We start from the raw sequence: 13,652 nt of genomic DNA on the forward strand, positions 1-13,652 counted from the left end.
CCAAATCGTCGTTTCCCTGACCCCGTATCCATGGCCAGGAATTGTCATTCATTATTTCAACTAGGTAAGGCTGCCCTTAAGGCTACGGGGAATGTGCTCACCGCGCTCCCGCGGAAAGCGAGCTATTCCCCGCAGCCCCTATGCACTCACCAAAAGTCTCGGAACTGAGTCTTCCACAATCGGGAGCTTTAGTTGAATAAGACTTAATGATTTGGGAATTGTGATAGAATACGGGGGAGACTGAATGTGGAGGTTCCAAAAATGAATGGACAAAAAAGAAGTGACATTAAAATAGGGGCAGAAGTAGATATCGTCCTGAAAAAAGACCAACGAACAGGTGCGCTGACCAGCGGGAAAGTAAAGGACATTCTCACAAAGTCCCCGAACCACCCTCACGGAATAAAAGTACGCTTGGAAGACGGTCAAGTCGGTCGAGTGAAAAACATACATTCCTAGGAATAGCTCCATTGCAAAAAGAAAGAGCCCATAAAAAACATGGGCTCTTTGACTTTTAAAAAGATATTTAAAAAGTAAGTATGGTTACATATGGCTCTTTTGTTTTTCAAAATTTCTATATGGCATTTCAATCGTAAAAAAAGCACCATCTTCATCTTCTGTAATCGCAAGAATCGTGTACTCCGCACCGAAGATTTGCTCCATGGCATAGTCCCCGTTATCGAAAGGCTCGCCATCAATGGAAAATCCGGTTTTCAGCAATGTATGACGGTCTTCTTCTGTGAACTTACTGATTTCATTGAGCTGGACCATCGGACGGACGAGTGTGTCTCCTTCAGGTTCATCAAGAAAATCGTAGTTAATCTGTATGTTTACCAAATTCCGGGCTTCGCCGAGCATATCCAGTACGATGGTTTTGAATTCTGATAAGTCCATAAGAAAGCGGACATCTTCCGGTTCAATACGGTCTAAGTACCGGGACATTTCATAAGCCTCCTTCTATACTTCTATGGCTTATATTACCATGAACGAATCTCTTTAAACCTATATAAATTGGAAAAGCGAGAAGGACTGCAGTCCTTCTCGCTTTGTATACTTTCGGAAAATATCAAGTTTTACCTACTTGTTTTTAAAACAAGTGTTGTGGAACTTTGTCCATGTTAATGCCGCGGTTCAAAAATTCTACATGGTAGTTTTTGGCAACTTAAACGACGCAATCCCTACCTCTATTGCATCCTTACAGCTCCGAAGCTGATCCAGTGTGATTAAGTTGTATCAAAACGTAGCAGAATGCCAGTCTCATACAAATCACTCTTTTCTTTTCCGAGTTACCTTCTTTTGAAGGCACTATCAAAACATTATAAACTCTATATTTATAGTTGTCAATAGTATACGTTTTGGGAAACTACCATCCATTCATAAGTTTCACGATCGACCGACCGCGTGTTTTTCCTTGTAGAATATTTTCGAGTGTTTCAGGAACTTCGTCCAGAGTATGAACGACTTTAATCCGGTCGAAGACTTCTTTGGTTTTTAAGTCATTGGCCATGCGATGCCACACTTTTTTCCTAAGGTTCATTGGGCAATTGACGGAATCAATACCAATAAGACTTATACCCCGTAAAATAAAAGGGTAAACCTGTGTCGGAACTTTAGTACCTCCTGTTAATCCGCTTACCGCTGCAGAACCTCCATACTTCAATTGACCAAGAAGGGAGGCAAGCTGTTCTCCTCCAACAGGATCGACAGCGCCAGCCCAACGTCCGCTTGCTATGGATCGAAGCTTTCCATCATAAACCTCTTCACGAGAAATGATTTTAGAAGCGCCTAAGTCTTTTAAGTATTCTTCATGTTCAGGGCTCCCTGTGCTCGCTTCCACGGTATAACCTCTTTTAGCAAGCATAGCAACTGCGATGCTGCCGACACCGCCGGAAGCTCCTGTCACAAGCACGGGTCCCTGCTCAGGAGTCAAGCCGTTCTCTTCTAATCGGTGAAGGGAGAGGGCAGCGGTGAAACCGGCTGTGCCGTAAATCATCGCTTCTTCTGTCGTTAATCCTTCTGGAAGAGGGACGACCCATTCGGCCGGGATGCTCGCGTATTCACTATACCCACCATGATGGTTGACGCCGATTTCATAACTGGTAGCGATCACGTAATCGCCCTCTTTAAACTTTTCATCAGAGGAACGAACCACTTCTCCCGCCATATCAATGCCTGGTATGATCGGATAATTTTTGACGAGGGGGTTATCCGGTTGGGTAACCATCCCGTCTTTGTAGTTGATACTGGAATAATGGACTTTAATTAGAACATCGCTTGAAGGCAGGTCCGAGAAAGAAAGTTTTTGCACCGAACCATGTACACCTTCTTCGCTCTGATCGACTTTATATGCCTTGAAACTTGTCAACGTTTCACCTCATTTCCGCTTTTAAGGACGAAGGTCCTCATCGTAGTCTTCTTCCGTAACCGAATCCTGTTTGGATTTTCTTCCTTTATCCTGTTCTCGTTCTTCTTTTTTTACTTCTTCATCAGGAATGCCGTCAATCAAGCGTTCTTTTTTTAATTTTTCTTGAAAACTTTGGTCGTTTTCAGATAATTTGTTTCGTTTTTGATCAGCCATCTCTTTCACCTCCAAAAAATGGGTGTCTCGGTTATGATTCCTTTTTCAATAAGGAGTTAAACGTTGATCAACCAAGTGAGTCATGAAAAAAACCGCCCATATTATGGCGGCTTTTTATTTATCGGTGAATTTGTTTTTTATGGATTGAATCAGTGGAGTTTGCATTAAGTAATCAAACGTTGTGCTGATCACCAGCCCGTGAATGATGACTCCGAGGATGGTGAAGACGACGATGATGATATGTCCCGCCATCGTTTCTGGTTCAAATCCAAACCTCCCGAAGAAGGTGAGGGAAAGGATGGCGCTTAGCCACGCATCTCCATAACTGTCTAATTCATTTTCAATTAAATTTAAGGGAATGATCAAAAGGAATACAAGAATGAATGTGGCTCCAGTCACCGTTAAGAGATGCTGTCTTTTAAGGAAACGTATGAAGGGCATTGTGTAATACTTTGTGATGGACTTCAACCTCAAGAGATGAATGATTCTAGCAAATCTCGCAAACTGAAAAATCGCATCAAGGGGAATGGCAGCAATGACAATGAAGGGGTGTTTCTTTATGAATCCCCATTTGCTGTCAGCTTTATATAAACGATAAAGGAAGTCGAGAAAGAAGATGGACCATGTCGTCCAAACGATCACACTGTTATAGCCGGTTTGCTGCCATATAGTGGCGACAGAAAGGGCGGCAAGAGCGACCATGAATAATTCATAGAACGTTTTACTGGATTTTCTAGTCTGTAGTCCCATCGTCACGTCTCTCTCCCTGATTTTGTCGATTCGACACTATTATATCATTCTCTTAAGTAGAGAACATTAATTTTGGCGGATGTAATTAGCCCCGGCCTCTGTGATCTGTGTGCCTGCCCGGCCGCGTTTGATTGTAACGAATCCTCGCTCTTTTAACTCTGCCAACACTCTACGAATCTGCTGTTCTGATAAAGAGATGGATTCGTCTTGAGAAAGTTTTTCAAAGATTTTTTTACGGCTTGCATTAATCATCGATTCATTTAACGACAAGACGATTCTTAAAACTTTTTTATTCATTTGAGCATCCACGAGACTAGTCGTTTCCTGTTTTGTATTCTTCTTCGTGGGTCTTTGGAAAAAATCCTCACCAGGAAGGTCATTGATCGTAATGGTGTCCCCTTCTGAAACAGTAAGAAGATAGGATATCGTATTTTTTAATTCGCGAATGTTTCCAAACCAATCATAGCTCATCAATTCCCCAATCAATCCTTTGCCTAGAGCTTTATTTGGGGTGTGATTCTCTAATAAAAATTGTTCCACAAGGGAAGGAATATCTGTTTTTCGTTCTCTGAGTGGAGGGACGGACACGTATAGAACCTTAAGTCTGTGGTAAAGGTCTTCTCTGAATTCTCCTTGATCGATCAGTTCAAGTAAATCCTTGTTCGTAGCGGCGATAATCCTTACGTTGATCGGAATGGTTTTCGATCCTCCAATCTTACGAATTTCCATCTCTTGAATCACACGCAATAAACGGGCTTGCAGCTTTAAACTGATATCTCCGATTTCATCAAGGAAAATGGTTCCGCCATCCGCCTGTTCAAACAATCCTTTTTTGCCGCCTTTTTTGGCTCCAGTAAAAGCTCCTTCTTCATAACCGAACAGTTCACTTTCCAATAAGTCTTCGGGAAGTGCGCTGAAGTTTACAGCAAGAAAAGGTTCATAGAGGCGGTCGGACTCATGGTGGATCGCGTGGGCGAACAGTTCTTTTCCGGTGCCGCTTTCCCCGTGTATTAAAACAGGGAGGGGAGTTTTCGCAAGTTTATATCCGATGGTTTTCGCTTTTTGAATCGCTGGGCTGTTTCCGATAATATCTTTGAACGTATATTTCGCGATATATCCTGTTTTCAACAATTGTTTTCGGGCGGCTTTTTCCATTGTGATGGTTTCATCTGAGTTTTTGAAAATGAAGATCACATTGTCGCTTTCTTCCCATTGAACGCGATAGATCATAAGGTTGTAACCGTTTAAAGAAAAGTACATCCCTTCTTCCTGTGGGGTGGTCATGAATTCTAGAAGTTTTGGATCTTTAAACAATAGTTGAACGGGCTTTCCCATGGCGTGTTTGTGCGACAGTCCGCTGTATTTTTCAATGAAAGGGTTGAACACCGTGACCTTTTGGTCTGAGTCGATTGCCATGACTCCATCATTTACTCCATCCACCACCTGCTGAAGATGTTGGTTTAAGAGTTCCGTTTGTTTGTTCATTTCTGATAGCTTTTTACTTAACTCAATGATTTTCCCGGTGTATCGGTTAGAAATCATTCCACCAAGCTTTTCTTTTAAATGGAAGTGATCGAGAATTTCAATCAATGTCGTAATATCAATAAGGCGGACGCCGATATCGATGATTTTTCCTACCGAAGGAGGCGCAAGTGTTCCTTCGCCCGGAGTAATGGCGGTCGAGATCTCATATGTATTCTTTTGCCCTGGATAATAAGGAGTGAAGGAAAGGTGGTTCATTCTCATTTTTTTTAATGTATCGATCGTCTCTTCTGCCATTTCGAAAGTGTCATTGACACATAAAACGGAGGTTCCTTCTTCCAGTTCCAATAATCGTTCAATGTGTTGATAATTGATCGTACGAATGGCAGTTTTGCATGGGGATCCAGCGGCAATGAAAGGGGCGGCTTCCTTTTCAATTAAATAAGAAGAAAATATGATCAAATCATCGCTCACTTGTTCAGGAACATATTCATCGACGGCGTAGCTCTTAATATGAATGAATTCCCCCAAAATGTCTTCCAATTGTTCGTGTAGTGTGGCTTTTGTTTCTTTTGTTCCTGTTAACAAGGTTAATTGGTTTTTCATCCTATCATCCTTTTTTAGTTCTTATTGGTTTATATTATAACACCCAAATAGAACCAATTTTAGGTGTTTGACCTTTTTGGAGGCGGAATTTTCAGAAAATGTTTTTTGGCATGAAACTTGCATGTGGAATAGTAGAAGGATCATGAAGGGGGAAAACAAATGGATAAGAAGCGTAAAAAGAAGTTTGAGATGCCTCATACGTATGTCATCATATTTTTTGTTGTCCTATTTGCAGCTCTATTAACTTACTTAATACCTGCTGGGACATTCGAAACAGAAGAAGTGACGTATGACAAATCAGGAGCAGAAGAAACGAGGACGGTTCTCGTACCGGATAGCTTTTCGGTGGCTGAAGAAAATGCCCAGCAAGGAACCAGTTTATTTGAACCATTTGGAGGAGCTGGTCTATTAAATTATGTTTTTGAAGGTCTTGTGTCAGGGGATAAGTGGGGATCCGCTGTCGGAGTCGTCGCTTTTATACTGATTATTGGCGGGGCTTTTGGAATCATTATGAAAACGAGGGCCGTGGAGGAAGGAATTCTGTCGGTCATCGATCGGACGAAGGGGAAAGAAGTGCTGATTATCCCGATCATGTTCTTCCTATTTTCCCTTGGAGGCGCTGTCTTCGGGATGGGGGAAGAAGCCATCGCTTTCGCAATGATTCTTGTACCACTTGTGGTGGCGCTTGGCTATGATGCCATTACAGGAATCATGATTACGTATGTAGCCACGCAAATCGGATTTGCGACATCCTGGATGAACCCATTTGGTGTAGCGATTGCACAAGGGGTTTCAGATGTACCTGTCCTTTCAGGAACGCCATTCCGTTTTACCATGTGGCTGATCTTTACGGCCGTTGGTACTTTCTATACATGGAAATATGCAAGTTCTGTGAAAAAAGATCCGACTCGGTCACTCGCCTATAAATCCGACCAGTACTTTAGAGATGACTTTGAGCAAAAAGATTTGAAAGTCAATTTTAAATTCGGGCACGTGCTTGTTATTTTGACCGTAGTCCTAGGTATAGCTTGGATTATCTGGGGTGTTATTCAACACGCTTATTATATTCCGGAAATCGCAAGCCAGTTTTTTACCATTGGTCTAGTCGCAGGAATCATTGGTGTCATTTTCAAGCTGAATCATATGCGAGTCAACGACATCGCAGAAGGGTTTGCTCAAGGGGCGAAGGATTTGCTGCCAGCTGCTTTGGTTGTAGGGATGGCTAAAGGGATCATTATCATTTTAGGAGGAGACGACCCAGCGACAGCCTCTGTGCTGAATACGGTTCTTCATTCAGCGGGGCAATTGTTTGAAGGAGTGCCTGAGGTCATTTCTGCATGGTTGATGTTCTTATTCCAATCGGTCTTCAACTTCTTTGTGGTATCAGGTTCTGGTCAGGCGGCTCTGACGATGCCATTGATGGCTCCGTTAGCTGACATAGCGGGTGTAACGAGACAGGTGGCCGTCCTTGCTTTCCAATTAGGAGACGGATTGACAAACATTATTGTACCTACTTCTGCGGCGCTAATGGGGACCTTGGGTGCAGCTCGACTAGACTGGTCCAACTGGTTCCGTTTCATCTTCAAATTCCAGTTAATCCTCTTCGGGCTCGCGTCAGTCTTTATCGTTGTCGCTGTAATCATCAATTTCAATTAAAAGAACACAGGAGGTATGAGAATTGATCACTCTAATTAAACAGGCAACCGTATATGCTCCTGAGTTTTTAGGGGAGAAAGATGTACTGATCGCCGATGGACGAATTGCAGATATCCAAGACCATATAGAGTTGACTGGTGAACATGTGAAGGTCATTGAAGCCAAGGGGGAGGTGCTGACTCCTGGATTTATCGATGGTCACGTTCATATTACAGGAGGGGGAGGGGAAGGAAGTTTCAGGTCCCGCACACCCGAATTAACGTTGACAGATGCAACTTTAAACGGCGTAACGACCCTTGTTGGTGTTATCGGTACGGACGGGACGACACGGACCATGACGAATCTCTTAGCTAAAGCGCGCGCTTTGCGAGAAGAAGGGATCACCTGCTTTTGTCAAACAGGTTCCTATCAAGTCCCTGTGAAAACATTGACAGGCAACATAGAAGACGACATTCTGTTGATTGACCTGATTATCGGAGCTGGAGAAATCGCCATCTCAGACCACAGATCTTCTCAGCCTACGGTTGAAGAAATGGCGAAAATCGCTTCCGAGGCGCGGATCGGCGGGATGCTTTCAGGTAAAAAAGGTATTGTGAATGTGCATGTCGGAGATAGTCCAGATAAGTTAGACCTTATAGAGAAAGTCATTGAGACGACTGACTTACCCATAACACAATTTTATCCGACACACATCAACCGTAATTCCGAACTATTTGAAGCGGGCATCCGATATGCTAAAAAGGGAGGTTTCGTGGATTTTACAACAAGTACAATCCCGAAATTTTTAGAGGATGGAGAAGTGAAAAGCAGTGAAGCCCTGAAACGAATGCTCAGTCAGGGAGTCCCAATCGAACAGATCACCTTTACTTCCGACGCCCAGGGGAGCCTGCCGGATTTCGATGATAAAGGTAATTTAATTGGTTTAAAAGTAGGCAAGGTTGCCTCTTTATATGAAGCTTTTCAAGATGCCGTGCTCGAGCAGAAGGTGAGCCTGGAAGATGCATTGCAGGTCATCACCCTTAACCCGGCGTCTATATTAGGCCTTCATACGAAAGGCAGACTTGCAAAAGGGAAAGATGCAGACTTAGTCATGATGGATCCAGAAACACTGGAGATCTCCCGTGTTATTGCTTTAGGCAAGGAAATGGTCAGAGATGGAGAACCTCTGGTTAAAGGAACATTCGAATAAGTAAAAAAGTAAACACCCCATTCCGGTATGCCATCGGACAAGGGGTGTTTTTTGCTCATACTCATTCAAGTAAATGGCAGAATTGTGGAAGACTCCGTTTCGAGATGTTTGTGTGTGTTTAGGGGCTCCGGGAAACAGTTCGCTTTCCATGGGGCGGGCGGTGAGCCTCCTCGGACTTCGTCCTGTGGGGTCTCACCTGTCCCGCGCGTCCCATAGGAGTCTCACCGTTTCCCTCAGCCCCTTGACCATGTAAGTGTCTCGAAACCGCTTCTCGGAAACTCTGATTGTATGCTCAAGTGAATGGGATAATATAAACGATCCCCCATTGCTCATTTTGAGGATGAGAGCTTGATGTAGATCGTTTTATGCTTCTAGAAGTGGGATAATGGAAAGCCATCTAACTTGGTAAAGGAGTTCGTTCTCACCTACATCGAATGGGGGGTTGGGAAGCTGCGAAACTCCCGGGGGAATGGCTTGTCGTCATCCCCGCAGGAAAGCGAGTAGCTTCCCACCCGCCCCTGGCTCCCATTATGGCAAACGAAGCCTGAAAAAATCTCGAAACTGAGTCTTCCACATACGGGAGCTATTGTGGAAGATGAGGGATTTATTATAGGTTCAGGATCTTTCTGATTCTGTACCATTTTTTTGAGATTAAGATTTTTTTAGGTTTGATGAAGCCATCCCTAAACTGGTAGAGCTCGCCGTTCTCTTCTTGAATCCCCAGCACTTCCGATCTTACCTGCTGCTTCATGTACTTCCGGAATGGAAAGGATCTGTATTTCTTTGGATGATAATAAGGTCTGGAATAGAGATGTGGATATTCATAAAGAGGGCCCTCGTAAATCAACTGGAGTTCTTCGTGGCCGCGGAAATCATCTGGAGTGACAAGTGCACTGGTTTTGTGAAAAAGATTGGATCCTGCTCGCTTAAGTACTTCAGCTACGAATTGGGAGCAAAAATAACTGGATTTTACATGAATGGGCTGGTTTGTAGGTACCCCTAAGAGACCTAAGTAATTGTAAAAGTAAGTTTTATAGTTTTTAGCGAACGCTTTAAGAAGACGCTCGAGCTTTTGATATTTTCTTCTTGTCATTTTTAATTCATAAACCGCACAAGTCGCGTAAGGATACCAGCTGAAGGTCCCTTGAACAAGGTCTTCCTGAACGAATCCGCCCCAAAAAGGGTTTGTCGGTCGACGCCTTCCGAAACTATATAAACGCTTCATGTTTTTATCTAGGGAGAGAGAAGCATGGTTATAGGGGGCTGCAGTGAATGCTTTGATGGCCTGATTTGTGATCGTACCTGTGTTTGATAGTAATAAGTAGACGGATTTCATAAGGCTTCCTCCAAATTGGATGTTTCTGTCAATATACTATAGGAGACTATGAAAAGGAAGTTATTCATTTCTCTATGAAGCTCCTTGTGGTATTCTCAAATTAATTACTAAATGAATAGAAGGGAAGCTGGAAGTGCGCATTCTAACGAACCTGATGAACTTTTTCTTTTTTGCTGGCGTGGTTGCTCTAGTAATTTTCTTTTTGGTCCCACAAGTAGAAAAGGAACTTCCTCAAGGTGTTTTTTATAAAAAAGATGTCCCCATGCCCACGAACCTTCACCCGACGGTAGAAAAACGCAAAGATCAGCTGGTCGAAACGGTACAGGAAGCAGGAATTAACATCGTCATTACGGAAGGTCACCGTTCTGTTCAAAGACAGGATAAGCTCTATAAACAAGGCCGTTCTTCTGAGGGGCAAATCGTCACTTATGCAAGGGGCGGTGAGTCCTATCATAATTATGGTCTTGCTATCGATTTTGCACTTGAGCACGAAGACGGCCGGGTCATTTGGGATACAGAATACGATGGAAATGGAAACGGACGATCGGATTGGTTGGAAATTGTAGATGTAGCTAAAGGTCTTGGGTTTGAGTGGGGAGGCGACTGGGAAAATTTTAAGGATTATCCTCACTTGCAAATGGACTTCGGATTATCGATCAGGGAATTGAAAAGAGGAAAGCGGCCGGAAGTAGACGAGTATGTAGATGAAGAATAGATAGAAGGGTGCCCCGAGTTGGAGCACCCTTTTTTTCTCATTGTTGATATTCTTCGTAAGGTTTGATCATCGCATGGATGGTTTCGATATAAGGCATGCTCAATCCGACTTCGCTGCCTAGGCGTAAAGCTCCGCCATGAAGGTGTTCAACTTCCAGGGGCAGGCCTTTTCGTCGATCTTGATGCATCGAAGAAGTCATTTCATGATCGAATCCACGTAAGCGTTCAAATGCTTGCTGCACTTGCTCGTCTGTCAGACTAATGTTGTGAGCATTTGCGAGTTCTTTCATTTCTGCAAGGATTCGCTCTGCAATACGGAATGTTTGAGGATAACTTCGTACAACACCAATGGATTGATTAACAGCTGTTGTAATCCCGGAAAATGCAGTGATAAACATGTATTTCTTCCACATGTCCTCTAAAATATTCGTACTTAACGTTCCATTCATATTCGCCTGGTTACACGCGAGGGCAAGTTCTTCACAGATGGCTTGCTGAGAAGTATGGAGCGGGCCAAATACAAGGTCATGGAATGGACTCGTATGGACAACATGACCAGCTTCATCAAGGGTTGCAATGATGTAAGAAAGTCCACCGATAACAGCTTCCTCTCCCAATTCTTTTTGCAAAATACTGATGTGTTCCATGCCATTTAAAACGGGATACACTTTTGCTCCTTTATTTACCAAAGCTTTTAGCCAGTCCAATGTACCATGAAGGTGGTAGCCTTTGACGGCAAGAAAAACAAGGTCAGGGCTTTCGATTTCCTCTGGGCTCCTCGCAATCACAGGATCTGGAACTTCGTAATCCCCCATTTCGCTATGTAGCTTCAAACCGTTTTTTTCAATCTGCTCGGCTCTTCCTTCGCGGACAAGGTTAATGACTTCATGACCAGCTTCCTGCCAGCGTGCTCCAAAATAGGCACCGAGGGCTCCTGCACCTAAAACTACGATTTTCATATTCCGACACCTCCGAAGAAATTATGCTTCTAACTCTTTACTGCGCTCTGTTGTAAAGCTTGAAGTAATAATTCTGGTCGTTTCTACAACATCTTTAATGTGATCATCTAAATATTGGATGATATCGTCGAATCCTGCTGTTCTCATGATCTCATGATAATGATCTTCGCTATTGAATATGGATTGACCGAGAACGAGTTCCTCATCTTCCTCCACATCAACAACATTCAAAAATCCCATGGATCCTTGGCTGCCGGTCAATTTATTGGAAAAATAAATATTATGATCGAGAGCACCATGAGATTTTAAGAGATTTCCTGATTTTCTACTCAATTCTATGAATTCATCCAAATTCTTTTGTTTTACTCGAAAAAGGCATATGACTGTAAACATCTCTACTCCCCCTGCACTATAGGTTATCAGGATTTATTATCCAGACTTGTGGACCGTCCAGCATCTATTAAAAGAACAATGGCAGTCACTGTATGCATGACCCAGCCGACAATAGGAATTGCTCCTATGGCGCTTGTGATCATACCGAGAATACTTCCTGCGTAGGAACGCTTATCCTTAGCTGATACTACGAGTGTGATCAAGTGGAAAACAAACATGAATAAAAGTGGCAGCCATCCGTTACTGAAAATGAACGCTCCGCCTGCTATAGGAATAGCTAAGAATGCTTCACTCCCACCTGTTAACCACTTGAGTAAAGAAGATAGTTTCATTGGAATCTGCTCCTTATTGCGTAATCTTTTGCGATAGATGGAAGAGTGGAATAATCGTCCTTATCCTCATCTTTCCACTCCGTGGGTTTTCGAAACATTCTACCAAAAACGTGAATTAATCTCTACTTTCATTGCGTATTTCGACACAACTTATGCTATTTCCTCTCTTGGGAGGGGATTTTCGTTTTGAATATTGTTACTTTTAAGGTAGTAGAAAGGCAGAAAACAACAAAACCCCCGGGATTGCCGGAGGTTTTTCATTTTTTGAATTTTATTAGAACCCGCAACTTAGGTTTATGGTTGTCGGGCCTCCCAGTGTGGTTCCACACTTCGAATTGTCCGGTTCCACTACCCAGACTCTCGAGACATAAGTCAATCGCCTCCGTGGAGGAAGACCTCTCCACTGCGCCGCTTGTCTTATGCTTGTCGAGTCTCACGGGGTGGTTCCACACTTCTGTTTGTCCAGCTTCAACGCCCAGTCCCTCGAGACATAAGTCGATGGCCTCCGTGAGGGAAGATCACCTCACTGCGCCCCTCGTCTTATGCTTGTCGGGACTCCCAGGGCGTTTCCGCATTTCTAACTTACTTACTTGCTTTTTGCAGTTTCTGAATCATTTTCAAGCTGCGGCCGGTTCCGATGGCTACGGATTCTAGTGGGCTTGGGGCCATGTGTACGGGTACGGAAATTTCGTTGGACAGCCAATCTTGCATGCCGTTGAGCAAGGAACCGCCTCCGGTAAGGATAACACCGTGGTCTACGATGTCTCCACTTAGTTCCGGTGGGCAATCTTCAAGGGTTGCACGAATCGTTTCAAGCAGTTGTTCAAGGGATTCTTTCAGGGCTCCTTGAACTTCCGTGGACTTCAATTCAATGGTTTTTGGAAGACCTGTGACCATGTCGCGACCTCTTACTTCCATTGTTTCTTCTGGGTGCTCGATCAGTGCGTAGCCAATTTCCATTTTGATTTGCTCGGCTGTGCGCTCTCCGATTAATACGTTGTAAGCTTTACGGACGTGCTGGATGATTTCCTCATCCATGACGTCTCCACCTGTACGGATGGATTTGCAGGATACGACACCACCGAAGGAAATGATGGCCACTTCACTCGTTCCGCCACCGATATCTACGACTACGTTAGCAATGGGTTCATCGACTGGAAGGTCAGCACCAATTGCGGCTGCGATTGGTTCTTCAATCAAGTGCACATTTTTAGCACCATAGCTTTTCACAGCATTGTGAATGGCGCGACGTTCTACAGATGTTGAGCCTGAAGGTGTGCATATAACGACGGTCGGTTTACGCATGGAGATTCCGGATTTTTTGGATACTTTTTTCAAAAGCTCCTTCAACATTTGTGCGGTCATATCATAATCAGCGATGACACCATCTCTCAACGGGCGGACAGGGATGATGTTTCTCGGTGTCTTTCCGACCATTTCTTTTGCTTCTTTTCCTACAGCTACCACGTTTTTCGTTTCTGTGTTGTAGGCGACAACAGACGGTTCGTTAAGTAAAATTCCTTTTGATTTCGAATAAATCAATATATTAGCAGTACCAAGATCGATACCGATTTCTGCGTTTGATAACATGTAGACGTACCTCCAAAGGTGAAATAATCTATTTATATATCTTCTCATATCATAGGATTTTTTTGGGGGT

14 protein-coding genes are annotated in these 13,652 nt (G+C 43.5%); 4 read left to right on the top strand and 10 right to left on the bottom strand.

The features are described from left to right. Positions 1-261: 261 nt before the first annotated feature. Positions 262-456 (top strand): YwbE family protein, encoded by a 195-nt coding sequence (locus ACJA3J_RS04355; protein ID WP_089651673.1) that lies wholly within the window; start codon positions 262-264, stop codon positions 454-456. 84 nt (positions 457-540) lie between these two features. Here ACJA3J_RS04355 and ACJA3J_RS04360 read toward each other — a convergent pair whose 3' ends face one another. The 5 genes from ACJA3J_RS04360 to ACJA3J_RS04380 all read right to left on the bottom strand — a co-directional run bounded on the left by ACJA3J_RS04360 (position 541) and on the right by ACJA3J_RS04380 (position 5,413). Further along, on the bottom strand, positions 541-939 hold the full coding sequence (locus ACJA3J_RS04360; RefSeq protein ID WP_115824249.1) for a hypothetical protein: 399 nt from the start codon (positions 937-939) through the stop codon (positions 541-543). A gap of 421 nt (positions 940-1,360) precedes the next feature. Next, the gene (locus ACJA3J_RS04365; protein ID WP_406945642.1) at positions 1,361-2,362 is read right to left on the bottom strand and encodes an acryloyl-CoA reductase; all 1,002 of its coding nucleotides are present in this window, start codon (positions 2,360-2,362) and stop codon (positions 1,361-1,363) included. A gap of 21 nt (positions 2,363-2,383) precedes the next feature. Further along, positions 2,384-2,575 carry a hypothetical protein gene (locus ACJA3J_RS04370; RefSeq protein WP_406945643.1) on the bottom strand — a complete coding sequence of 64 codons (192 nt, stop codon included), beginning with the start codon at positions 2,573-2,575 and terminating at the stop codon, positions 2,384-2,386. Between the two features lie 114 nt (positions 2,576-2,689). After that, positions 2,690-3,325, bottom strand: coding sequence for a hypothetical protein (locus ACJA3J_RS04375; RefSeq protein ID WP_406945644.1), 636 nt, complete (start codon positions 3,323-3,325; stop codon positions 2,690-2,692). A 66-nt stretch (positions 3,326-3,391) separates the two neighbouring features. After that, entirely contained in the window at positions 3,392-5,413 is a 2,022-nt protein-coding gene (locus ACJA3J_RS04380; protein WP_406945645.1) for a sigma-54 interaction domain-containing protein, read from the bottom strand. A 159-nt stretch (positions 5,414-5,572) separates the two neighbouring features. On the opposite strand from ACJA3J_RS04380, the gene yfcC reads away from it, so the two are divergent. Then, complete coding sequence (gene yfcC, locus ACJA3J_RS04385; RefSeq protein ID WP_406945646.1) at positions 5,573-7,069, top strand: putative basic amino acid antiporter YfcC; 1,497 nt, start codon at positions 5,573-5,575, stop codon at positions 7,067-7,069. Positions 7,070-7,091: 22 nt separating this feature from the next. Continuing rightward, a complete protein-coding gene (gene iadA / locus ACJA3J_RS04390) occupies positions 7,092-8,258 on the top strand; it encodes a beta-aspartyl-peptidase (protein WP_115893571.1) in 1,167 nt (388 codons plus the stop codon). 607 nt (positions 8,259-8,865) lie between these two features. Here the strand turns inward: iadA and ACJA3J_RS04395 are convergent. After that, entirely contained in the window at positions 8,866-9,594 is a 729-nt protein-coding gene (locus ACJA3J_RS04395) for a hypothetical protein (RefSeq protein ID WP_309545154.1), read from the bottom strand. Positions 9,595-9,748: 154 nt separating this feature from the next. On the opposite strand from ACJA3J_RS04395, the gene ACJA3J_RS04400 reads away from it, so the two are divergent. After that, positions 9,749-10,309, top strand: a complete 561-nt coding sequence (locus ACJA3J_RS04400) for a M15 family metallopeptidase (RefSeq protein ID WP_406946271.1) — start codon at positions 9,749-9,751, stop codon at positions 10,307-10,309. A gap of 37 nt (positions 10,310-10,346) precedes the next feature. Here the strand turns inward: ACJA3J_RS04400 and ACJA3J_RS04405 are convergent, their stop codons facing one another. The 4 genes from ACJA3J_RS04405 to mreBH form a co-directional block, all read right to left on the bottom strand. Next, positions 10,347-11,267, bottom strand: coding sequence for a ketopantoate reductase family protein (locus tag ACJA3J_RS04405; RefSeq protein ID WP_406945647.1), 921 nt, complete (start codon positions 11,265-11,267; stop codon positions 10,347-10,349). A 21-nt stretch (positions 11,268-11,288) separates the two neighbouring features. Further along, complete coding sequence (locus tag ACJA3J_RS04410; protein ID WP_089651679.1) at positions 11,289-11,660, bottom strand: DUF1428 family protein; 372 nt, start codon at positions 11,658-11,660, stop codon at positions 11,289-11,291. A gap of 26 nt (positions 11,661-11,686) precedes the next feature. Beyond that, positions 11,687-11,992 (bottom strand): hypothetical protein, encoded by a 306-nt coding sequence (locus ACJA3J_RS04415; protein ID WP_089651680.1) that lies wholly within the window; start codon positions 11,990-11,992, stop codon positions 11,687-11,689. A 582-nt stretch (positions 11,993-12,574) separates the two neighbouring features. Beyond that, positions 12,575-13,582: a rod-share determining protein MreBH gene (mreBH, locus tag ACJA3J_RS04420; RefSeq protein WP_089651681.1), complete on the bottom strand. Its 1,008-nt coding sequence runs from the start codon at positions 13,580-13,582 to the stop codon at positions 12,575-12,577. Positions 13,583-13,652 lie beyond the last annotated feature (70 nt).

Source organism: Halobacillus sp. SY10 (assembly GCF_045401165.1).
GTDB lineage: Bacteria > Bacillota > Bacilli > Bacillales > Halobacillaceae > Halobacillus > Halobacillus aidingensis.